This window comes from Mucilaginibacter yixingensis, assembly GCF_041080815.1.
In the GTDB taxonomy this organism is placed as follows: Bacteria; Bacteroidota; Bacteroidia; order Sphingobacteriales; family Sphingobacteriaceae; genus Mucilaginibacter; species Mucilaginibacter yixingensis.
Genome location: NZ_CP160205.1, coordinates 1,486,754 through 1,512,220 on the forward strand (window position 1 = coordinate 1,486,754; position 25,467 = coordinate 1,512,220).

11 protein-coding genes are annotated in these 25,467 nt (G+C 45.0%); 6 read left to right on the forward strand and 5 right to left on the reverse strand.

Features of this window, described 5'->3' with window-relative positions; genetic code table 11:
- The first annotated feature begins 36 nt into the window (after window positions 1-36).
- Window positions 37-2,025, forward strand: coding sequence for an alpha-L-arabinofuranosidase C-terminal domain-containing protein (locus ABZR88_RS06080; RefSeq protein WP_107828307.1), 1,989 nt, complete (start codon window positions 37-39; stop codon window positions 2,023-2,025).
- Between the two features lie 123 nt (window positions 2,026-2,148).
- On the opposite strand, the gene ABZR88_RS06085 is transcribed toward ABZR88_RS06080, so the two are convergent.
- Window positions 2,149-3,126, reverse strand: coding sequence for a tartrate-resistant acid phosphatase type 5 family protein (locus tag ABZR88_RS06085; protein WP_107828306.1), 978 nt, complete (start codon window positions 3,124-3,126; stop codon window positions 2,149-2,151).
- 131 nt (window positions 3,127-3,257) lie between these two features.
- The gene (locus tag ABZR88_RS06090) at window positions 3,258-4,139 is read right to left on the reverse strand and encodes an AraC family transcriptional regulator (RefSeq protein WP_107828305.1); all 882 of its coding nucleotides are present in this window, start codon (window positions 4,137-4,139) and stop codon (window positions 3,258-3,260) included.
- A 1,390-nt stretch (window positions 4,140-5,529) separates the two neighbouring features.
- Between ABZR88_RS06090 and ABZR88_RS06095 the strand changes: the two genes are divergently transcribed.
- From ABZR88_RS06095 to ABZR88_RS06115, 5 genes are all read left to right on the forward strand, one after another.
- The gene (locus ABZR88_RS06095; RefSeq protein ID WP_107828304.1) at window positions 5,530-8,697 is read left to right on the forward strand and encodes a TonB-dependent receptor; all 3,168 of its coding nucleotides are present in this window, start codon (window positions 5,530-5,532) and stop codon (window positions 8,695-8,697) included.
- Window positions 8,698-8,711: 14 nt separating this feature from the next.
- Window positions 8,712-10,598, forward strand: a complete 1,887-nt coding sequence (locus ABZR88_RS06100) for a RagB/SusD family nutrient uptake outer membrane protein (RefSeq protein WP_107828303.1) — start codon at window positions 8,712-8,714, stop codon at window positions 10,596-10,598.
- 5 nt (window positions 10,599-10,603) lie between these two features.
- The gene (locus ABZR88_RS06105; RefSeq protein WP_107828302.1) at window positions 10,604-11,611 is read left to right on the forward strand and encodes a hypothetical protein; all 1,008 of its coding nucleotides are present in this window, start codon (window positions 10,604-10,606) and stop codon (window positions 11,609-11,611) included.
- A 174-nt stretch (window positions 11,612-11,785) separates the two neighbouring features.
- Entirely contained in the window at window positions 11,786-14,248 is a 2,463-nt protein-coding gene (locus ABZR88_RS06110; RefSeq protein WP_146166517.1) for an Ig-like domain-containing protein, read from the forward strand.
- 77 nt (window positions 14,249-14,325) lie between these two features.
- The gene (locus tag ABZR88_RS06115) at window positions 14,326-16,068 is read left to right on the forward strand and encodes an alpha-L-fucosidase (protein WP_170113585.1); all 1,743 of its coding nucleotides are present in this window, start codon (window positions 14,326-14,328) and stop codon (window positions 16,066-16,068) included.
- A 161-nt stretch (window positions 16,069-16,229) separates the two neighbouring features.
- Here ABZR88_RS06115 and ABZR88_RS06120 read toward each other — a convergent pair whose 3' ends face one another.
- The 3 genes from ABZR88_RS06120 to ABZR88_RS06130 all read right to left on the reverse strand — a co-directional run bounded on the left by ABZR88_RS06120 (window position 16,230) and on the right by ABZR88_RS06130 (window position 25,186).
- On the reverse strand, window positions 16,230-20,612 hold the full coding sequence (locus tag ABZR88_RS06120; protein WP_107828299.1) for an ATP-binding protein: 4,383 nt from the start codon (window positions 20,610-20,612) through the stop codon (window positions 16,230-16,232).
- 750 nt (window positions 20,613-21,362) lie between these two features.
- Window positions 21,363-22,298, reverse strand: coding sequence for an alpha/beta hydrolase (locus ABZR88_RS06125; protein WP_107828298.1), 936 nt, complete (start codon window positions 22,296-22,298; stop codon window positions 21,363-21,365).
- 2 nt (window positions 22,299-22,300) lie between these two features.
- Window positions 22,301-25,186 carry a glycoside hydrolase family 2 protein gene (locus ABZR88_RS06130; protein ID WP_211309787.1) on the reverse strand — a complete coding sequence of 962 codons (2,886 nt, stop codon included), beginning with the start codon at window positions 25,184-25,186 and terminating at the stop codon, window positions 22,301-22,303.
- Window positions 25,187-25,467: the final 281 nt, after the last annotated feature.

Below are 25,467 nucleotides of genomic sequence, written 5' to 3' on the forward strand. Positions count from 1 at the left end.
TTGTAGTATAACCTATAGTAATCAGAAATAAAAACGATGAACCAAATTAACCGCCTTTTAAAGCGCGCGGCATTGCTGGCTGTGGCTTTTGGCAGCTTGCAGGTGCATGGGCAATCGCCGGTAAAAATTACGGTGGCCGCTAACCAACCTGGAGCGCGCATTTCTCCTCACATGTGGGGCATTTTCTTCGAAGATATCAACTTTGCCGCCGACGGCGGTCTGTATGCCGAACTGGTCAAAAATCGCTCGTTTGAGTTTCCGATGCCGATGATGGGCTGGAAACAAACCCGTTTAGACGGTGCCGACGCCAGCTTGCTGGTGGTAAACCGAAGCAATGCCGATGGTAATAACCCGCGTTATGCTACCGTGACTTTGAATAATGATAAAGGGCGGTTTGTATTGACCAATGAAGGTTTCAGAGGCGTAGGGGTAGAGAAAGATCATGCCTATAACTTTTCTATAATGGCCCATGCTGTTTCTGGCGATGTGAACATCAGTGCAGAAGTGGTTGACGAAAAGGGCTCACCGGTAGGACATACTGAACCCGTTAAGGTGGCTGGCGACTGGAAAACTTACCAGGTTAAATTTGCCTGTTCACAAACGGTAGATAAAGGGAAACTGAACGTTGTATTTACCGGCAAGGGCAGCATCGATATTGATATGGTATCGTTATTTCCTGAAGATACCTGGAAACATCGCCCGGGCGGCTTACGCGCAGACCTGGCCCAGAAACTGGCTGACCTGCATCCCGGTTTTATGCGTTTCCCCGGTGGCTGTATTGTGGAAGGGCGTGAACTGCTGAATCGTTATCAGTGGAAAAAAACCATTGGTAATGTAGCCGAACGTCAACTGATTATGAACCGCTGGAACGTAGAATTTAGCTATCGCAACGCGCCTGATTATTTTCAATCATTCGGCCTTGGCTTTTTTGAGTATTTCCAGTTGTGCGAAGATATTGGTGCGTCGCCGCTGCCTATACTTAATTGCGGTATGGCCTGCCAGTTTAATAGTGCCGAGGTTGCATCGGTTAATCAAATTGATCCGTACATACAGGATGCGTTGGATTTGATTGAGTTTGCCAATGGTGCAACTACCACAAAATGGGGCGCGTTGCGCGCAAAACTCGGTCACCCGCAACCGTTTAATCTGAAAATGATTGGCGTAGGTAATGAGCAATGGGGCGAGCAATATGTAGAGCGTTACAAACTGTTTGCAGCTGCGCTAAAGAAAGCGCATCCGGAAGTAAAGCTGGTGACCAGCTCTGGTCCTGATCCGGATGGCGATCGTTTTAACTACCTTACTCAAACCATGCGTACCGAAAAAGCAGGATTTATTGACGAACACTACTACCGTCCGCCGGAGTGGTTCCTAAAAAATGCCAGCAGATACGATAACTACGAGCGCGGCGATACCAAAATATTTGCCGGTGAATATGCTTGTCATATCCCTGATGCGTCGCAGAAAGATACCCGTCCCGAAAGTCATAATACCATCTGGGCCGCCGTTTGCGAAGCTGCGCTGATGACTGGCCTGGAACGTAACGCAGATGTGGTACAAATGGCATCTTACGCGCCGCTATTTGCCCGTACAGACGCCTGGCAATGGCGCCCAGACCTGATTTGGTTTGATAACCTGCACTCGGTGGCTACGCCTAACTATTACGTGCAGCAATTATTTGCAACCAACAGAGGCACGGCAGTATTGCCAACACACACTGATGGTAAGTCATTGGCTGGCCAGGATAGCATATACAGCAGCGCTACGCTTGACGCTGATAATCATCGCCTGATTATTAAGCTGGTCAATGCCTCGGCGTCGGTTAAAACCGTATCGGTAAATGTGCTAGGCAATACAACCGGCAAAAAAGCAGAATGGATTCAGCTTTCAGGAACCGATAAGCTGGCTTTTAATAGCATCGATCATCCGGATGTGATTAAGCCGTCAAGCCGCACTATTGCGTGGACAAGGGATAATAACTTGAAGCTGGATGGCGTATCTGTTAATGTGATTGTGGTGCCGTTGTAATACCAACAACCATATATAGCAAAATAGGAGAGGGATACTTTCTGAGCGATTATGCGTTCTGCATTATCGCCCAGGAAATATCCCTCTCTTTTATTTAGGATGTCACTTAATTAAAGTTTGATATCAAGCCTTCTTGAGGCTTGTTTCATACAACATTTCTCCTTTATAGCTAATTGCTTTTACGGCAATCTCATTACTGTTGACGGAGAAATACATATATCCATTTTCAGACTTTTCAAAACGGCTGTCAGGCACGCCTGTGCTTACCTGTGTTAACTCAGAGCCTGCACCCGAGATAAACTGATGTACAAAATCATTAGGTTTTAGATGCTGTAACGAGTGATCGTGACCAGACAAGTACAGATCTACTTTGTTTTTTACAAGAATTGGCGCCAATGCCTTGCGAATGGATAAGGTATCGTAGTTATTAATACGTGGCCCGGCAGTGTAAGCAGGGTGGTGGCCAACAACAATCTTCCATTTAACATCGGCAGAAGCCTCTTGCAAGGTTTTATCAATCCATTCTAGTTGTTGTGTCGGATGCTGGCTGTCAATGTTGTAGATAATAGGTTGCGTATCAATCATCAGAAATAATACCTTACCGTTGTTATTGCCCAGCGATACCTCTTTTTTATAATAACGAGCGGGCATATTCCAGCGGCGGCTCACTTTGCTATAGCGTACCTGCGCATCCGGGTCGCAGTAATAATCATGATTGCCCAGTATGGCAAACCAGTCAACCTGCAGCGAGTGAGCCTTAAAAACATCCTCGAAAGAGTAATGCCAGGCCGGGTCCATTTCGCTTACCACGCCTTTTGGATATATGTTATCGCCTGCAGAGATGATAAAATCAGTAGGATGATTTTTAGCCCAGTCTCCCATTTGTACGGCCAGTTCTGCCTGGTTATACTCGCCATTGCGGCCCCAGTCGCCAATAGCTAAAAAATTTAATGGATATCCGTTTGGCTGGCCGGTTATGGCCGATAGATCGGCGCTTTCCAGGTGAGTTACGGCTGGTTCGGCCAGCGCTTCAATAGGAGCAATCATAGAGCCGGCCAGCGCGGTGATGGCCGTATTCTTAACAAATTCTCTGCGGTTCATAATTGGTATTTAGTAATGGCTTTGCTGATTTTTTTTGCCGCCTAAATATACCCGCCATATATTAATAAACAAAAAAGCCGGTGCAAACTTGCGCTGCAACCGGCTTTAAGGGTTTGGTTATTTGTATGTACTTACGATGCCACTTTGCGGAGGTAACCTGTGAGGTATTTCTGCTTATACTCGGAAGGCGTCATACCCGTTACCTTTTTAAAGTGACGATAGAAATTGGAGATATTGTTAAAGCCGCAATCGTAACAAATTACGTTGATGGTGTGCCGATTATCAATCAGCATACGGCAAGCCTGGCTAATGCGTACCTGTATCAGGAATGATGAATAATTCTTTTTAGTAACCAGCTTAAAGTACCTGCAGAACGAAGTTTGGTTCAGGTTGCTGGATGCCGCCACCTCTTTCAGGCTAATATTGCGTCTGAAATTGCTGAGCGTGTACTGGCAAATCTGATCCAGGCGATTCAAATCCGCGTCCTCTGATGAAAAAATGCGGTTTTCTGCCAGCGTAATGGCCTCTTGCTCCCTGTCGTCTGTTAATGTTCTTAGTACAGACAGAAGCAGGATAATGCGCTCCAGACCATCAGCAATTAGCATGCGTTGCATCAGGCCTGCTAACACCGCTTTGGCTTTACCATTAATAACGATGCCCCTTTTTGCTTTTTCAAACAACACAGGCAGCTGATAAGCCTCAGGTAGACCGTTCAATGCCGGCCCCATGCAGTTTTGCCCAAACTGCAGAATGATGGATTGCGCGGGCGGGCCTTCCATATCAGTGTTAAAACGCCAGCTGTGGGGGAGGTGAGCGCCGAGCAATACCATTTCGCCATCGCTAAAATTGCTGATGTTATCGCCAATAAAACGTAGGCCTTCGCCCCGTATCACATAGTGCAATTCAAGTTCGGGGTGATGATGCCATTGTTCCTGGTAATCTTCAGCAAAAAGCTGCTTAACGCAGTACGACTCATCAGAGCGGGTTACTACTTGTGACAGGAAAGGTTTCATGGTTTAGGTATTGATAAGATTGTGATAAGGTTAAGGTGAATATTGTTAGCTGGGCTAAAAGATGCATTGCATGCAGCGTAGCCCGCGTGGGGATAGGTTAGGCCCCCAGTGGTTTTTGTAAAAGAAAGTAAAGATTCATACATAAGTATCAGGTTTTGTTGGTTAGCACTTTCTTTAAAATGGTCGCAAAGAGCATATAATATCCCTGTAACACTGCAATCGATTGTAGTGTTGGGGTATTAATCAATGTCCGGCAGACATCGATTGGCAATACTTCTTTTGACTATTTGATTATTATTGGTTCCGGTTAACCTGCTGTAAGGATATGCAAGACAACACTACAAATATCTCCCACAGGCTCTATTGCTAACTTGCTATAATTATCCATTCTTTGTACAAAATTATCATAACTTGTTATAAATTGTTCATTATTAGATATTTATGATTTGTTGACTAGTCTGATGCTTCTTTGATGAAAATCTATATGATTAAGAGATATGTTAGGCGAAAGCGAAGGGAGACAAAATGGTTTTTTTATGCCAACTTTTTTATTATAAATAATTGATTTTTAGATTTTTAATTAAAAATATATGGTCTAAAAATTATCAATTAAAAGCTGGATTTTTGGCGGTTTTTATACTTTTTGAGGTCTTTTGGCAATCATTTCATCCCCCTAAATAGAACAAAATGCCCTACCTATGACTTGTGGCAGCATTGCTTTACTAATCTTATGTTGTTGGTTCCGCTTTGGTTTTTTGAATAATGGCCCGAGGAAAGGATTCCAGCGGTTCTGACTTACGGTAAACTTGTTGTGCCTTCTTTGTTCAAGTACGCCTGCTTAATAACAGATGATACTAGTCTTTTTGTACGATTTATGAAATTGCTGGAGCTTTTGTAAATCAATTAATGTGTTGATATATAGGTGTTTGATTTGTTGTGTAAGTAGTGTGTTACTTGTATCATGATAAAATCCTACATCAAACTGCAAACAAAATATAACACCACCCCTCGTGTCGGCATAATTTTGAAATGAGTTTGATCTCTTACAATTACTAACCAAAACTTAATTAAAACGATGAACCTGAATTACAACTTCGGCAGCGCCGGCTGGCTTGGCCTGTGTGTCCGGCAATTCCCCCCAACTACATTAAGCATTGCACCAGCGGTAGCTCCTTTGACGAAGGTATCCTAACGTTTGGTGTTGTTTCTAGGGCCGCACGCCGGCCGCTTAGGGTAAGTCTGAAATTTATTGATCAGTTTTTACTGCCGGTAACAACGTAGCAAAACATTGGCAAAAATCAGGCTGATTCGGTGTTTTATTACAATCGATTTCATTAATCCCGCATAGCTATTTAAGTAACCTTAAACAATAACCATCTAAACACAAAAAATGAGAATTAAATTTTTACTCAAAATCTCGGGGCTTTGCCTGCTGATTCTCGCCTGTGTGTCAATCGCTCACGCGCAGGTAAAGAAGATCACTGGTAAAGTGCTCGAAAAAAGTACCGGATTGGCAATGCCGGGTGTAACTATAACCGTTAAGGGCAAGTCTACAGTAACTGCAGCTAACCCTGATGGTACTTACAGCATCTCTGCCGATCCAACCAAAGACGTGCTTGTTTTCTCCTTCATAGGTTTTAAGAAACAAGAAGTGCCTATTCAGGGCAAAATGAATATCTCGGTTTCTATGGAAGACGATAAGTCTGACCTTGACGAGGTGGTTGTAGTGGGTTATGGCGCTAAAAGAAAATCAGAGGTGATTGGCGCCGTGTCAACTATTAAAGCAGAAGAAATTGCCGATGTGCCTGCACCAGATATTGCTGCTGCGTTACGTAACCGTATTGCAGGTGTAGGAGTAAGTGTACAATCAGGCGCTCCGGGTGCCACCATTACGCTAAATATTCGTGGTGCAAGTATATCGCCTAACGCCGGCTCCGGTGCTACTGCAGAGCCATTGTATGTAATTGACGGTATTACTTCAACATCAGATCAGTTTGAAATGCTTGATCCTACGATGGTTGAAGATATTACCATTTTGAAAGATGCTTCGGCTGCTATTTATGGTGCCAGCGGCTCTAAAGGTGTGGTATTGGTTACTACTAAAAAAGGTAAAATTGGTAAACCCAAGTTAAGCTACTCTGGATACTATGGTGTAAACGATGCTACCAGAAAACCTGAAATGATGGATGGTTATCAACTAGGTTTAGCTTATAACCAAAGTTTAGATCAGCAGGGTTTTGCTAACGGTAACAAGTACTTTACTAATAGTGATTTGCAGTACCTGAAAGATCACCCTGTTAAAAGCTGGTTTGATGAAGTTTGGAGAGCGTCTATCCAACAAAAACACAGTGTAACGTTGAGCGGCGGTAGCGATAAGATGACTTTCTTTATTGGCGGCGGTGTTCAAAATGATGGTGGTAACTATATAGGCACTTACTATAACAGGAAATTTAGTTTCCGTAGTGGTTTGACCATGACTTTCTCTGACGCGTTGAAAGCAGACGTTAACTTTAACGTAAGCTACAACAAGAAATACTCAGACATTGATGTTACTCCCGGCGATCAGAACTTCATGACAGCGCTGATTACCGTACCGCAATGGGTACCTATCCAAATTAACGGCAACCCGGTATATTACTTAGGCGGTACTAATGGTACAACAACCATAAAAAACCCCCTGGCACAAATAAATTCTGGTTTTTACAACCTGAACCAGGCTTATAGCTATACACTTAATACTGCCCTTACCTACACCCCTAAAGCAGTACCGGGTTTAGCTCTGCGTTTCCAAATTGGCCAAACCGGTAACTGGGGCGGTTCTGAGAAATATACAGCCCCATATAATTCGGCTGTATTTAAAATGACTGGTAGTAACGCGTTGTTTTATACCGATACTATTACCAGCTATAAGGCCGGTATTGCACAAACAGATGCAAGATTGGCTAACTCTTACAGTAAAGGTACAAGCTATCAGGCTAACATTACACTTAACTATGCCAGATCATTTGGCAAGCACAGTGTAAGCGCATTAGTAGGTGGCGAGCAATCTGCCAGCAATAGCGATGGCCAGAGCGTTATGTGGCAAAATCAATTGGTTGCCAACCAAACAGATTACTGGGCGTTTGATCAAACACAGTTTACTAATCAGGGCAGAACCAAGGCTGAGGCTATTAAACAATCATTCTTCGGTCGTGTAAGCTATGATTATCAGAAGAAATATCTGATTGACGCTGTGGGCCGTTTTGATGCTTCGTCTAACTTTGCTACCGGTCATGCCTGGGGCTTTTTCCCTAACGTGGGTGTAGCGTGGAATATCTCTGAAGAGCCATTCTTTAAAAATTCAAAAGTTTTAAGCTTTGTTAGCTACCTGAAACTGAAATCAAACGTAGGTTTAACAGGTGACGACCGTACACTGGCTCGTTTGTGGCAGGCTAAATACAACGTGGATTTAGTGAACACCGGCTATCTTTTCGGTTCAGGAAATGCATCACAAGGTACGCTTAACCCTTCTCAGATACCTAACCCTGACATTACCTGGCAAAAGAAACGCACTGTTGACGTTGGTTTAGAGTCGTCATTCTTTAACAACAGATTAACTTTTGGGTTTGACTATTTTCATGATTACATCTATGATGAGTTTGATAAAAACATAGATCAATCTTTCCCAATGTATGCTGGTTTTGTGGCGCCTACTATTAACCACGAGGAGCACCATACCTACGGTACAGAGTTTAGTATTGGTTATAATGACAGAATTACTAAAGACCTGCGTTTTAACACCAGCGTAAACTTTGGTTTCAGTTCCACTTATATTAGTCAGGTATATCTGGCTGCTGCCAAATTATGGTCAAACACCAATGGCGACTGGCAGTATGCCCTGGGTACAAATCAAAAAGTTTGGAACAGCGGCAATATCGGTCTTATCTCTCAAGGCATGCTGAAAACACAAGCCGATGTAGACAGACTATTAAAACAATACCCTAACTACACCATTTATGGTGCTACTCCGGAGGCCGGTTTCTTGTACTATAAAGACGAGAACGGCGACGGCAAGATTGATGATAGCGATATGATTCCGATGTTCTCAAAAGGAACAGATCCAATCATAAACCTGGGCCTTAATTTTGGCTTTGATTATAAAGGTTTCCAGCTCAGAACCAATATGGTTGCAAATATTGGTGGTAAAGTATTCTATGATTCAAAAGCGCTTGCCAAACCAACTCAATACCAAAACGTGCCTAAATTCTGGGATAATCGTTGGAGCCCTACAAATCCTGATGGCCTGTTCCCAAGGATTGATGACCCAGGGGCAGGAAAAACCTCTACTTTCTGGGCGCGTGATGCTACAATGATCCGTATTAACAACATGTCTTTATCTTACGGATTACCAGCTACACTTTTACAGCGCACTGGTTTCTCAAGTCTGAGAATAGTGCTTTCAGGATATAACCTGTGGACCCTGGTTAATCCGCTGGGCTACAAAGATCCATATAGCTCATATATATATGATTACCCAACTATCAGAACCGTTTCTGTTGGTTTAAACTTTGGATTATAAAAACTTTTTTTAAAATGAAAGTAATTAAGAATACTCAAAAAACTGCCGTAAAAAGCCTTGTTGCACTTTGCGCGCTTGCGTTAACCATGACAGGCTGCAGGAAGAACTTTATTACGCCTGACCACGCATCGATTGATGACCAGGCAATGTGGTCTGACCCGGGTGCAGTAAACCTTTTTATTAACGGTACCTATTTCAATATTATGCCAGATTATCCGTGGGAGGCAGCTGCTTACACGGTTGAATACGCAAGTGATGAAAACACCGGTTCTGCGCTTGATGCAACGGTGAAAAAAGTGTTAGGCGTAGGGGGGTATCTTACCTCAAACGACATCAAGATCATCGGTACAAAATATCAGAACACAACAAAAGGCGATAACAAATATTTCGAAATCGCGCGTTGTAACCTGGGTATCTATAACGTACCTAATAGTCCGTTTGATGCAACTACTAAAAAGCAATACCTGGGCCAATTCTATATGCTCCGCGCGATGGATTATTTTGACCTGGTTAGAATGTATGGCGGTGTACCATTGATATTAAAACCACAAACACCAACAGACATAGATTTATCGGGCCGTAAAAGTGCAAAAACATGTTTCAACGCTATTTTTGCAGATCTAGACTCTGCTGCTACCAATCTTAACGGAGTAGTATGGAACGCCGCTACCGACTATGGAAGGCTAACCCAACTTGCGGCCGTATGTTATAAAGGCAGAGCAGCGTTAACTTGGGCCAGTCCGCAATTTAACCCAACAGATGATGCTACGCACCCGTTTGACGCAACCCGTTGGGATTTTGCATTAAAAGCAAACGAAGCTGCTTACAATCTTTGTTTAGCTCAGGGCCGTGCGTTGATGAACTATTCTACACTGTTTCTAACAGAAGGTACTGCTAACACAGAAGCCATTATTGTTAAAGAGTATTCAAATACATTGCCAAAACGTTATCAGGGTGTAGAGCAAAGAACCCGTCCAGCGGGTACGCTTACTGGTGGTAGCCCTTCTGATTTTTATGTAGCATCGCAAAAGCTGATGGATGCATATACAATGGCTGATGGTACTCCTATTACCCAGGCAGGTTCTGGCTATGATGCCGATATGTATTTCGTTGGCCGCGATCCACGATTCGCTCAAACTATTGCTTATAATGGTTGCCCTTGGAAACTGAGCGGTATTACCGGTAGGATACAATGGAGCTATCCGGGTGAGATTGAGGGCGCTGCAACCAAATTATACTACTGTAAACGTTTTTCAGACCCTAACCTGGCGGCATCTTCTGTACCAGCTGGTACCAATGACGTAGGTGGTAACGGTTTAGATTGGATTGAGATGCGTTTTGCCGAAGTGATTTTGAACTATGCCGAGTGTTTAAATGAAACCGGTAACCTTAGTAAAGCCAAAGATATGGTAAGACAGCTGAGATCTTTCCGCGGTATATCACAAGGTACTCATGACTACGGACTGGACTTTGCCGCCAGCAAAGACCAAATGCGCGAGTTGATTTATAATGAGCGTATGGTAGAGTTTGCATTTGAAGGAAAACGTGGCTGGGATTTAAGAAGAACCAGAAGATTGCATTTATTAACCGGTAGTTTCCTTACTACTACAGGCGAGCAACTTTCTGCAACCAATACAGCAGCTAAGAAAACGCAATTGGAAGCTTATATAACCGGTTCTACCAGCGTTCGTAACCGCGATACACTGCAGGTAAACAAAAGAAGCAGCTACCGCTATTTCTTTACACACAATCTTGTTGCCGGTGATCCTAAAAACCCTGTAAGTATCCCTGCTAACCAGTGTTATTTCTATGCTTTACCAAGTACTTTCTTATTGTCGTCACCAACGTTAGACCAGACTCTTGGTTGGGATAACGGTACTTTTGACCCTCTAAAAGACTAAAACAAATGAAAAAAAATATATCATTATCACTCATCATAGGTGCCGCAATGATTTTTGGCTCCTGTAAAAAAGAAGGGCCAAACATCTTCAACATGTTCGGCGGCCTTCAGATAGAGTTTCATACTACTGATCCAAAAGACGTTAAAGAAGGAGAACAGACAGTTCACGTAGGCGATCAGTTGCAGATCGATTATACCGTTACATCTGCAGATGCTGACATGTACGGTCTGGTTTTAATTGAAACAGGCGTAAATACCGGTACCAAAATTGCAGTTGGCCCAACAGAGCGTCGTGTAAAATCAGGCATCCAGGTGTTACCGGCCATTAGCAGAACAGGTCCTATCAGTTATCGTTTGTACGCTACCGATAAAACAGGTACTTACATTGGCGATGGCTATAAGGAAATTACGTTGAATGTAGTAAACGACTTTAACTACACTACAGAAAGGTACCTTTATGTGCCAAATGCGACATTTAAGATAGATACCAATAAAACTAATCTTTTGTCATCGGTGGTAAGTTATCCAAATGTGAGTACAAGCTTAGAGAGTTTCTATTCTATAAGCAATGCAGCAACTTACAGTTTTGCGCAAGGCGCGGCAAATTCTGCTAAAATTGACTGTGGTGTTTATATGAAAGTAATATTGGGTTTAACAGGCACGGCTCCTAACCAAACCTTGGTGGCTACCCCGCATTATTACTTGTATACACCAGGCGTTTCACCTTCACCGGTACCATTCCCAGATTTTAGCTTTACGGGTTGGACCGCAAAAGGAACGTTGTTTAGTGCCAACCAGGTAAATACGGTGTTTACGGCCATCAAAACTGGGCAACAAATTGCCGATGGTGCTTCAAAGGTTGCTGTAAACCTTACAAATCCTGAGTTGATACCGGGCGGTTCCAATTATTTCAAAACCACTGATGGTAAATACGGTATGATTTATGCCCAGGCTGTTGGTATAGACAGGTTGCATCCGCTTTACATTAACATATTAATGAAGGTACAGCTATAGGTAACCAATAAATGCAATAAAATGTCTTAACGGCAAATACCCCTAATCTCCGGGCCGGCTTGTGAAAACTAATTCACTCGCCGGCCCGGAGTGTTAAAGGGCCAAACCATAGTAACGAAAATGATACCCCATGGCTTCTAATCGATCCTATTTTTGCACAACCAATTGATGAATATGAAACATTACACCAATCTATGCAGCATTGCCCTGGGCATTTTGTGCCCCGCGCTCTTGTATGCACAAACTCCTGTACTAAAAGTTGACCTAAACACGGCCGAACGTCGCACTGCCGAGGTGAACGAACAAGGCTACACCGCCTGGGCCGTTAAAGCTGGCGATGCCGATGCCATGACATTGAAGGGAGTAACCATTACCTTCACTAAAAAGGCTGGCGATGGCCACATTGCTTCGGGTTATTACAAAACCGCAATCCAGGCTCCTTACTATGCTCGTTTGGCAGGCGATGGCCTGATGCTTGACGGTGGTAACACTGCCGCAGCAATTGAGATGCGCATCAGCGGCTTGCCTGCTGGTCAGCACACGTTACTAACTTACCACAACAGCCTAAACGGTAAAGTTGCTGCGGGCGACGCTATCAGTATTTCTGTAGACGGCCAGCAGCAGGTAGCCAAACTGGTACCAACTGTTCGCGTGCATGAAAATGCGGCTTGCGAAACCGCATTTTTGAAAATCAATGCTCAAAAAGGTAAAGATGTAGTGGTATTATTCCAGAATACATTAGATGCCGTTGGCCACAACATTATTATTAACGGTTTTGAGCTGAATACATCAGACCTGAAAGCCCGCGCAAAAGCACCTTCACCGGCCAATGGCGAGGAGCACGCCGATGCAGACAGCCACTCGCTTACTTTAGATTGGGCTGATGGCGCACAAGCCGTATCACATGATGTGTATATTGGTTCAGACTCAGCTACCGTTGCGGTGGCTACACACGCATCACATGAGTTTAAAGGCAATCAAAAAACATCTTCATTTAAACTGAATGATGTTTATAGCATGAACTCTTACTACTGGCGTGTTGACGAACTGACAGCCGATGGTAAAGTAAGCAAAGGCGAGGTATGGTTCTTCCGTCCGCGTCAGCTGGCGTTTGTTGGTGCCGAAGGCTACGGCCGTTTTGCCCGTGGTGGTCGCGGCGGCAAAGTAGTTGAGGTAACCAACCTGAACGATGATGGTCCTGGTAGTTTCCGCGAAGCGGTGACTAAAGATATCGGTCCGCGGACTATCGTTTTCAATGTTTCTGGCTTGATCCGGTTAAAATCACGTCTTACCCTGCAACAACGCTACATTACCATCGCTGGTCAAACAGCTCCGGGTAAAGGCATCTGTATAGCAGGCGCTCCGCTGGGCGTGGTTAATAATGACGATATGGTGCGTTTCTTGCGTGTACGCATTGGTGCTGGTGTTACTTATGATGGTATGGGCCTTACCGGCGCAGATAACAGCATCGTAGACCACTGCTCAATCAGCTGGTCTATTGACGAAGGTTTCAGCTCACGTGGCGCACACAACATCACTCTGCAACGCACTATGATTGCCGAGGCATTGAACGTAGCCGGTCACGATCATTACGAAGCTGGCAAAGCACACGGTTTTGCAGGTAGCATTGGCGGCGAGGTTGGTAGCTTTCACCACAATTTGCTGGCTCATGATGCAGGTCGTAACTGGAGTTTAGCTGGTGGTGCCGATGGTGATGGCAACTATCTGGGCAAAATGGATATCCGTAACAACGTAGTTTACAACTGGGATCATCGCGCTACCGACGGCGGTGCCCGCGAGGTAAACTTTGTAGGTAACTACTATAAACCAGGTGCGGCAACTACTTTTTTCTGGGCGCTTAATGCCCAGCATGAGGGCTATGGCGGTGGCATGCAGCGTTATTATTTTGCAGGTAACGTAATGCCAGGTCACTTTGACCTGAGCAATCAGGAAGCCGGCCGTACAGAAACTGGTAAAAAAGTAGATTATCAGACTTTCCTTGATAAGCCGTTCTTCGAATCATACGTAACTACACAGAGCGCTGAGGATGCTTATAAAGATGTGTTGTCTGACGTTGGTTGTAACCAGCCACAGTTTGACGATCATGATATTCGTATCGTAAACGAAACCCTGAAAGGTACCTACAGCATCAGAGGCAGCAAAAGTGGTAAACCTGGTTTGCCCGACAATCAAAATGATGTAGGTGGCTGGGAAAACTATCCGGAAGTGCACCGCGATGCAAACTTTGATACCGACCACGACGGTTTGCCTGACTGGTGGGAGAAATTGCACGGCACAAATGTTAACTCACCTAAAGGTGATTTCTCTGACGCTAACGCAGATAGCAAGAAAGACGGTTTCACCGAGTTAGACGAGTACCTGGGCTGGTTAGCCGACACTCACCTGGAAGCACAGGCTGGAAAATCGGTAACCATCGATCTGAAAACGTTGACACGCGGTTATACCAAAAAACCGGTGTATCAAACAGATAAAGTAGTAAACGGTCAGGCTGCGGTAAGCAAAGATGGCGTTGTAACTTTCACTGCGGGAAAAGCCGGACTGGCATCTTTCCAATACACAGTTACTGATGCTGCAAAAAGCACCTTTACCCGCCAGGTGAACGTACTTGTTCAGTAATTTTTTGCTACCTTAATAGCATTAAACCAAACCCTGCAATAACCTTCGTTATTGCAGGGTTTATATTTATGAAGAAGATGAACTTTATCAAAAAAAGCTGTTATGCGGCAACGTTGCTGCTGTTATTGGCCGGTGGGCAGGCTGGTGCGCAGCAAAACACACCGGCCGATAAGATGACCTGGTGGAAAGAAGCCAAGTTTGGCATGTTTATCCATTGGGGCGTTTATGCCGAGTTGGCCGGACGCTACCAGGGCCAGGAAGTACCCAAATTTGGCGAGTGGATTATGAATTACGCCAAAATTCCGGTAGCTACTTATCAAGCCTATGCCAAACAGTTTAACCCGGTAAAGTATAATGCCGATGCCTGGGTAAAGGCGGCAAAAGACGCCGGGATGAAGTACATCATCATCACCGCCAAACATCACGATGGTTTTGCCCTGTTTGATTCTAAGGTGACCGACTGGGACGTGGTTGATGCCACGCCTTATGGTAAAGATTTGCTGGCGCAGCTAGTGGCCGCCTGTCATCGTCATGGAATGAAAATCGGCTTTTATTACTCGCAATCGCAAGACTGGCATCACCCCGGAGGGGCTGCCGGTAGCATAGGCACCTGGGATAAAGCGCCAAAACCAGATACAGCCGCCAAAGATGGCCACTGGGATGTTGCCCAAAACGGCGATTATGATGCTTATCTGAACAAGATCGCTGTTCCGCAGGTTAAAGAGCTGCTATCGCGCTATGGTAATATTGACGTGCTTTGGTGGGATACCCCGGTAAGGATGACTCCAGAGCGAGCGGTTCATTTTACTGAATTGCTGAAGCCATACCCAAAGCTCATCACCAATAACCGCTTGGGCGGAGGTGTAAAGGGTGATACAGAAACCCCCGAGCAATTTGTACCCGCAACAGGCTTCCCGGGCCGCACATGGGAAACTTGTATGACCATGAATGATACCTGGGGTTTTAAGGCTGATGACCATAACTGGAAATCATCATCTTTTTTGATCAGAAACCTGATTGATATAGTAAGCAAAGGCGGAAACTTTCTGCTCAACGTAGGCCCAACAGCCCAGGGCGAAATGCCAGAGCCCAGTCTGCAGCGTTTGGCCGAAGTTGGCAAATGGGTAAAAGCAAATGCCGAGTCTATTTATGGTACCACGGCTAGTCCGTTTCCATATCTATCATGGGGTAGGGCAACCCGCAAGGGGCAGAAGCTGTATTTGCATGTTTTTGATTATCCGGCAGATGGCATGCTGCATGTGCCAATGACAAACCAAATTACCGGTGCGCATTTATTGGCGGGCAATGGCCTAAAGCTTCAGGTGCTGTCTCGCAAAGGTTATTCGGCCATCAAGCTACCGGTTAATTGTCCCGACACGGTAAGCACCGTAGTTGAGGTTGATTTTAAAGGCGAGCCGCAAGTTTTACCACTGCCGATGCTAGGTAAGCTGGTTACGGTATCATCACAAAAATCAGCTGAAGATAAACCAACCAACATCAGCGATCTGGACCCTACAACCCGATGGACGGCCGCTGCCGGCAAGCACGAAGCAACAGTAGCGGTTGATTTGGGTGCGCCCGTAGCTATCGGTTCTTTTTCTATTGATGAACCCTGGCACCCCTGGGATCATCGTAGTCAGCAAGTTCAGCTGGAATATTTCAAGAACGGGCAATGGGTAAAAGCAACCGAAGTTAATACCAACGGTGCTTCTCAAACAGTAAAGATGGCGCCGGTAACGGCCAGCAAATTCCGTCTGCAAATTAAAAATGATTTTGCCGAGCCATCATTGATGGATTGGCAGCTTTACCGGGCAGAGTAATTTTGTGAGATGAGTGAAGTGAGTTGTGAATAGTGAGTAATCAATGGTGAGTTATGCGTAACCATTAAAAAGCACGCTCGAAGTATTACTTCGGGCGTGCTTTTTGATTTAAATGATGCGTTGCTTGTAATTCACTACTCACAACTGACCACTTAGTAAAATCATTTAAACCTCGCCTTATATTCGCTTGGCATTTCACCCATTACTTCTTTAAATCTTTGGGCAAAGTATTTGGTATCGGTTATGCCCACCATGTGCGATATTTCTTTAATAGCATAATTCTCAGTCTCCATCAATTTTGCCGCATGGTGAATTTTTACATAGCGCATAAACTCTACGGGGCTCTGGCCGGTTAAGCTTTTTAACTTTTTGACCAGCACTGTGCGGCTCATAGGCATGGTGGCAATCAGGTCTTCTACCGTATAGTCAGCCTCGGCAATATGATTGTCAATCTCGATACGTATCTTTTTTAGAAACTGCTCATCCAGCTTGGTGAGTTTCGGCGCTTTTTCTACCGGTGGAGCGGGGATACTGATAGTGTTAGGTTCAACCGGCTCGGCAACTTCTGTTGTACGTTCTGAGAACGATCGGTATAAGCGCTGCCGCTGATCTAAAATGGTTTTAATGCGAGAGCGCAAAACTTTGGCGCTGAAAGGTTTGGTCATAAATGCCTCGGCACCATAATCATAAGCCGTTAGCTCAGTGGCCTCATCAGTTCGTGCGGTGAGGAAAACCAGTGGGATATGGCTGGTTGTTGCCGTAGTACGCAGCTTTTTAAGTAAGCCTAACCCGCCCATGCCCGGCATCATCATATCACTCAAAATAAAATCTGGTGTTTGGTTAACTGCTATCTCAAAGCCGGTTTCTGCATTAGGGGCCGATAGTACGTTATAGAGCGATTGCAGCGTATCTACCAGGTAATTGCGCAGATCTTCATCGTCTTCAATCACCAATATGGTATTACTTGCAGCCAATTGTTGTGTTTCTGTTTCCTCCTGCGAAAACTCTTCTAAAGTATTATTGCCTGATGAAGATTGGTCGTTTTTAAGAATCACAACGTTTTTATCATCGCTAAAATGTGTATTGCCAGGTTCAAAGAATAACGTAAATGTGCTCCCTACCAGTTCTGTACTCTCTACTACTATGCGCGCATGATGGCGGTCGGCAATCTCTTTTACAATAGATAGGCCGATGCCTGTACTTGGTTGACTCTTATTAGGGTTATGCGACAGGAAACGACTGAATAGTTTTTGCACCAGCTCCTTATTCATACCCCGGCCGCTGTCACAAATACGTACAACCGGATGATCGTCCTCCATAAAAATTTCGGCTTTAACCTTGTCTCCGCGTGAGGTATGTTTTAGCGCGTTTGAAACCAGATTATAGATCATTTTTTCAAATCCATCCTGATCAACCCAAATGCTCAGGCCTGGCGTTCTCTCTTCTACCTGCAGATCCACACCAGATAACGCGGCTATCGGTTTAAAAGAGTTAATAATATCGGCCACTGCATCAAACAGTTTTACTTCGCGAATAATGAGGAGTTGGCTTTCCATCTTACGCAAATCCAATACCTGGTTTACCAATCTAAGCATGCGGGTAGCATTTTTGTGGATGAGTTGCAGGTGTTCTGTTGCTTTAGGTGTAAAAGACTCTTCATCCAGCAAGCGTTCCAACGGAGACACGATCATGGTGAGCGGCGTCCTGATTTCATGAGAAACATCGGTGAAGAAATTGTTTTTCATTTCGGCCTGTTCCTGTTCCAGCAGCAGGCGGTCTTTCAGGCGATAGTAATAGTAAATCCATCTTAATCCCAAAAAGATGAGCAAACCGCTGGCTAAAATATAAAACGCCCATGCCCAGCCAGTTTGCCAAAAAGCCGGCACAATTACCATGCTGATACGATGCTCATTGTTAATCCATTTGCCGTGGCCGTTGGTAGACCGCACGCGGAAAACATATTTGCCCGGCGCCAGGTTGCTATAGCTGGCCTCGCGTTGTTTGGTGTAAACCCAATCGTTATCAACCCCATCCAAACGGTAGGCATAATTAATACGATCGGTATTCTTAAAGTCTAGTGCGGCAAATTCAAAGCTTACAAAGTTTTGCCGGTGGTCTAGTTTAAAGTTTGATAGCTCATCTATTTGTTGCGGAAGCGCCGAAGTGTCGCCAACAGTTACATCTTTATTGGCAATACGCAAATTGGTAAGTGCCATATAAGGATTGAAAGTCTCTGGCGATAGCTTGTCCGGATCAATGGTAATTAAGCCTCGCGAATAGCCTAATAGCATTACCCCTTTATCTGTTTGGGTATCGCCACCTTCAGAAAAAACCTCGCCGCGTATAAGGCGCGAAAGGTCATAGTAAGTCTCAAACGATTTTTCCTTCGGATCAAAACGTGATACTGAATTCTCTGTCACCAGCCATAACTTACCGCTGTTGTCTTCCTGTATCTGCTGCAGCAGGTCAGAACTTAGGCCGTTATTGGTGTTATAAGTAACAAAGCTTAAGGGCAAACCTTGTTTATCTCGTTTCTGTACTTTATTTAAACCGCCGCCAAAACTGGCAATGTAGGTGTCGCCGCTTTTGGAGGTATGTACATCATAAATATCATTAGCCCCGATGCTGCCCTTTGCCGGTGAACGTTCAAAATGCCTGAATTGCATTTGCTCGGGATGCTCATAGTTAGGGTGGGTTACCAGCAAGCCAAGCGGGGTGCCTATATAAATGTTGCCATAATTATCACCAGAAACAATGCGTGTACGCTTGCCTACGTTCATGGGGAAGCCTTTGAGCACGTTATATGGATTGTAAAACCGGCCATCAATATGGTTATCCATCAAATTAAGGCCGCCGCCATAAGTGGTTACCCAAATGTGCTGACTCGGGTCGACGAAGATGCTGTATACCCGGTCATCACTCAAACTGTAAGTATTGGCAGCATCGTGCCCAAAATGAGTGACTTTGTAAGTGTTAAAATTGCCACCGGCAGGGGTGAGGCGATAAAGCCCTTTACCTTTAGTACCTATCCATACCTGGTTTGCGACATCCTCTGTAAACGCATAGGTAAAACCGGTTATAGGCTGGCTGGTGCTAATATTTCCCGGATGATTTAACTCGCCCAGGTTTTTTCCGGCAGATGAGTAAATGAATATCTTTCCTGCTTTGGTAGCTATCCATACCCGATGCAGGTGATCTTCAAGAATGGATCTTACATCGTTATTAGGCACCGAGTTGGTATCCGGATCAACCGAATGGGATTTAAATTCGCTATCGTTAAAAAGTATTTTATGTAAGCCTCCGGCCCGTGTGCTCACCCATAAATCGCCCTGCCGGTCTGAATAGCCGGCATGCAGTATCATTGACAGTTTATGATCATAATAGGGGATGTCAAAATGTTTAAGATCATCAGTTATCGGGTCATACACCCCTAAGCCACCGCCTACAGGTTGCATCCACACCCGGTTTTTCCGGTCTTCCCAGATAAAAAAGCGCGGACCGGCCGGACCGGCCTCAATATCGGGTAGTTTGAAATCGAAATGCTTGAACTTGCGTGTTGCGAATGAGAATTTAGATACCCCGGTTTCATCTGTTTCCAGCCAGATGTTTTTAGAACGATCTATATAGCAGGAGTTGATTTTGGTAAAAGTTGTTGGCCGCAAGGCAGACAACTGGTAAGCCGCAAACTGGTTAGTTTTGCGGTTAAACACAAAGAAATCATTATGAGCCGAGGTGATGAGCAAATTATCGGCATCAATGTTTTTGATATCCTTAATATGCGCGGTTGTACCAGTTTTACGGATCTCGAATTTTTTTAACAGATCATCATAGATATAAATACAACCAGAATCTGCACCTATCCATAATTGATTGCCCACTGGTAAAGCACAATAGAATGATTTATGCACATTACTATTGCTGCTGGTAAAATAACGATGGCTGGGGGCAAGATTGGCAGATAAAGTAACTATACCGTTGCTGGTGAGTAGCCAGCTATTGTTATGCTGATCTTCGGCTACTGCGTTTACCCGGTTTTGGGGCAGGCCTTTGTTACTTTTGGTAAGTACCACAGGCGTAAATGCGGTATCTTTAAAGCATATCGCCCCAAAGTCTTTATTCAGCAGCCACTTTTTACCTGACGGCATCATTTTAATGCCATGTGCAACAAAACTTTTTAAGGCCGGGATTGATTTGATGCTTTGAAAATTTTCTGTACGTGGGTTAAAGCGGTACATCTCACCCTCGTATGAGTTTGCCCAGATGTAGCCGTATTTATCAAGCCACATGCCGTCAAACCGATCGCTGCGCATACCGGGGTTATCGTCTTTCTTTACTTTGTAGGAGTAGAAATCGGCGCCGTCAAATTTAGCAAGGCCATCCCAGGTGGTAAACCACATGAAACCTTTCTTGTCTTGCATAATGTTCATGACATTTTTTTGCGGCAAGCCCTCCTCTGTCCCGTAGTGAATGACAAATGGGGCGGTTTGTGCAATCGATAAACGGCAAAGCGCAAGCAATGCCACAGTAATAAGTCCGGCTCTCATAATTTCAGGTAAAGCAAATATAAAATTTTATGTGAGCGGACGAGCAATAAAACATGTTTAATTGACATTTTAAGGGGGACAATTCGGTTTTTTAAGGGGGAGGAAATAATTTGGCTGGAAAACATTTTGTCATCGGATTTAAGATCCGATGAATGTTTTTATTAGAGTTTTTATTTTATGTATGTTATTGAAATATAGGTAATTAAGTTAATGTTGCTAGTTTGCGCCCTAACTAAAATGTCCCCGTTGGAGGTTAAAAAAAGCATGGTTTTTAGATCTGGGTGCTGCCTTTTTTATAGGCAGAATGAAGGTGTGAATTTTTGTATAAATATTTGATAATCAAATATTTAATTTATTGTGTGGTAAGATTGTACACAAACAGGAAAAGATATGCAAATTGGCCCTTCCTGCTGCGTGGCATATTTGTTCAACGAAACTAAAGTAATCAGGCCAATTATAAATACAATCGATTGCAATTCGATGATCATTCATCAATGCTTGAATGATTGAAAGATGTCCGGCGATCGGATCTTCACACAAAGGTTTAAAAGACTTTTAGCAGTAATGTATTACAGGATTATTGGTTTTGTCCTGTATTAGATTCATACTTGGAAGCAGGCCCGCGGTGGGACCGCGGGCTATGCGTTTTTTTAGCTCATAATTGTTTCAACCATACCTCATCACTTTTCTTAAAATGAGAAACGCCCCGCAAACCTGCAGGGCGTTTATTTTTTATTGCGTTTTGGGCGGTTATTTGCTCACCAGTTTTTCTGGGATGATGTTCATCTCTATCAGCCATTCTTCGCACAGACGGGGCCATAAATCGGTAGAGCCGGGGTTATTACGCAGCGCTATGGCATGCGCGCCCTGTGGAAAAGCATGGAAACTTACCGGTACCTGGTTTTGCAGCAATGCCTGGTAATACATCAGGCTATTCATGGGGTTTACCGTTTTGTCGTTAATTGCATCAACAATAAATGTTGGTGGCGTGTTGGCAGTAACCTGTAGTTGTGCTGAAAAATGCTTTTTTAGCTCATCAGATGGATTAGGACCCAGCAGATTCTTCACGCTGCCTGCGTGCGCATAAGGACCGCTCAGATCAATTACCGGTGATACCAGTATGGTGAAGTTAGGTTTGAAGGAAAACTTGTCCAGGCTGTCTTTAACGGCCGATACATCGTCTGTAATGGTTGATGTGGTAGATGCCACGTGTCCGCCGGATGACGAGCCCATAATGCCAATCTTATCCGGATTGATACCCCACTTGGCCGCATTAGCACGGATGTAGCGTATGGCGCGTTGCGCATCCATCAGCGGACCGATCTCACGGTGAACGAGGTCTGGGCAATTGGGCAGGCGATAGTTCAATACAAAGGCTGTAATGCCGATGGTGTTAAACCATTTGGCTAACTGTGTGCCGCTGATGATGTAAGCCAGGCGCTCATAACCACCGCCGGGACAAATAACCACGGCTGCGCCCTTATTCTCCTGCGTGCCGGGGAAAAAGGCATACATGCCCGGTACCATCACCCTGAACACGCGCTCGCGGGCAATGCTATCCTGTAGTTTGAGGTGCTTGGAGTTGGGGATATGGTTTTTAGGCCAAAGCTCCATAAAATCCTGCGCGCGTGAAGCCGAAGCCACCGCGCATAGGAGTAATAGGGTTATTGCTAATCGTAATTTCATTATTAAAATTTAAGCATGTTTAACAGCAGTTGCTGGCCAACCACATTGGCCGGGTTTGATGCTGTGGTGTTAAACGTATTCATAGAAGCGTTTTCGCCATCGCCTTCGGCGCGTTTGGTGGCTTTTTCGCTTTTGATGCATGAGGTTAGATCTAATGCGTTCAAAATGATGCGGCCGCGGCCATGCGGGATAATACTCAGGGCCGAGTAAACTTCCTGCTTGTGGTCAGACACGCAACCAACAATGGTCTCGCCGCTCCACATGCGCATGCCTATGCGGTTTTTGTTGTAAGCTGCCAAACACTGGTACTCCCAGTTAAACACGCAGGCCTGCGGCAAACCGGCAAACAACGGATGGCTTTTTACAAAGTAGTTGCCGCCATACCAGCTGGTACCCAGCACTTGGATGCCTTTAAACTCAGCAGCTTCTTTTCGTGCCAAGTGGTCGGCCCATTTTTCGGTGTTGCCTAGTACTACCAATGTGTTGCCGTTGTTTACCCATTCTAAAATGTCGGTCACCAACGGGTTGCCGGTTTGCTGTGGATCAGCACTGCCGATGATCAGTACATTCCCTTCAGGTGTGCCTGAGTGGTAATCGGTATAGGCAATACCTTCAGATTTAAGATAACGCTGAATCAGGCCACTATCTGCCACCATAATGTGCTGACTAACACCTTGTTTGTTTAACTGTACGGCATAGATCTGGTCGTCGCCGTTACAGATGGTGGTTTGGCCCTGTTTCAATACCGCGCTAACAGTGGTATAACCGGCGTGCGGTACGTTTACTTTGATGCCCTTTACCAATAACTCTCCATAGGTTGATCCTCCTGTAACTTTTACTTTCTCTTTCTGACTGGCATACACCTTGCCTGTGGCATCTTTTACCTGGATATCCAGTTCGGCATCGCCCTTAATATCTTTTTCGTTTACGATGAAGAAGTCAGCGGTTACATCCTGACCAGCAGGCACCACCTTGTGATTCAGTTTAACAGCCACATAAAGCGGACGATTGTAGCGCGCAATCAAATCCGGATCGCCCTTCAGGTTACGATAGTCGTCTACCATACCAGAGTGGTTTTCTTGTTTCATCGATTCCCAACCGTTAATGGCGTAGCCATCAATAATGTTGTTAATGTGCACGTTTTCAATTACACGGCCTTGGTAGTAGTAAGCCACATTGCCCATTTTTCGGGTCAGGCTATCTACGTTAGGGAAGGCCTTGCTGAAACCGTTGTTTTTCAGGAAGCTATCGTAAGCGTCATACCATTTCAGGTAAGTATCAGTTTCCCAGCCGATGTTTTTGCCGCGTTTCATAATCTCGTCATGAATCAGCTGCAGACGCGGAGGTGTGCCAATGGCGCCTTCTTCTCCGTAGTAAATAATCTCGTTTTTGTGATCGGTGTATTTGGCGTAGCTGGTCGGTGAATTGTACAGTGCATCATGATACACGCCCGGGCCGCCCGCGTGGTGCTGGTCAAACCAACCGTAATCATAAAAATTATCATCATAAGGGAACAGGTGCAGCTTGAAGCGCGCATCAGGCTCGTCTTGCTTAATCGGTCCGTTTGATGAGTTGTAGGTGATGATGCGCGAGTTATCCAGTTTGTGGCCGGCCATCATCTCGTCGCGGTCCTCGGTACGTGGTTGTGCGCCGCGCTCGTTATGCATGTTGTAGATCACTAGCGACGGGTGGTTCCTATCACGTTTAACCATACGGAGGAATTTTTCGGTGCGGGTAGGCAAGTAAAAATCGCGCTGCTTTTTGCCGATGTCATTCTTCGCCTCAAACAGGTTATCTGGGAACTGATTACCGCCTGGTTCTTCAAAATAAAGCAAGCCCAGCTCGTCGGCTGCATCCAGCACATTTGGCTGACCGATAGTGCGGTGGAAGTTTAGCATATTCAGGCCGATGCGTTTGGCATCCAATACCTGTTTGCGGGCCAGCTCGTCAGTAGGGGCAATACCGTTAACCGGCCAGAAACCCCATGAAATGGATGTCCGCACCACAATGCGTTTGCCATTGAGATAAAACTGCTGATCGCCGTTTACATCCTTCACCGCAAACCAGCGGAAACCGAAGCGGCGCTGAAAAGCATCGTGTGTGCCGTTTTTGCCTGTCCAGTTAACAGTCAGGTTGTACAGATTCGGGTGATCTACGTCCCACAATTGCGCTGTCGGTACATCAACTTTAAAATGCTCAACCGCGTTATTAGCGGGATAGCTATTGGTGAAAACCACCTTGCCGGTTTTATTTTCTTTAATAACCAGCTGATAGTTACCGGCAGCCTGTTTGCCTGTCAGCGATACCTCTACATCAACCTGTTTAGGCTCGGGCGTGTTTTTTACAAATACATCGCTAATATAGGTTTGATCTGTAGCGCACAGGTGCACTTTGCCGGTAATGCCGCCAAAACCATGCGTGGGCTGTATGCGGTAATCGCCCCACATAAAGGTTTGGCTGTCGCGCCAGTCAAAGTTGCCGTTAGGGTCGGTAATACGTACAGCAATTTCATTTACTTGTCCGGGAATGAGCGCGTTGCTTACATCGGCGCCGAAAGGTGTGCCGCTGGCAATATCATAAGCCACCAGCTTGCGGTTCACAAAAACCTCGGCACGCAGGCGGGCGCTTTCAAATTGCAGTTCAATATGTTTGCCTTTAAAACCGGCAGGTACCATTACTTTAGTGCTAAACCATGATACGCCCAGGTAATTGCCGTTTACGCCAAACTTGCTGCCGTTAGCTCCCCAGAAATATTCTTCAACGGTGGCTGGCAATTGGGTTTTGATGTTAGTGGGTGCAAATAACTTGTCCCAGCCGTTGGTAGGTTTGTTTACAGGTAACTCGCTGATGTTAACTGGGGGGGGGCGTACAAACGGTCGTTCTGCCATTTGGCGGCCGTGTCCAGCCAGATAGACCAGTTGTTATTCGTCAGATCGAGGACTGATCTGGGCGACTGGGCTTTTGCAATCGATTGCAAGCCGAGAGCCAGAATCAAAGCCGGGATTAAAGGTTTTTTTAAAATGTTCATTATTTTAGGTTAAGAGTGCTTGGTTTTACCGTTAAACTGTAGCCAGAATGCGGTTTAAGGATAAAGATAGATGAAAATATCTTAAAGTTCATAGCGCGGTTTGGTCGTGTCGTAAGAATTTTACGAAAGCCTTGGCGATGA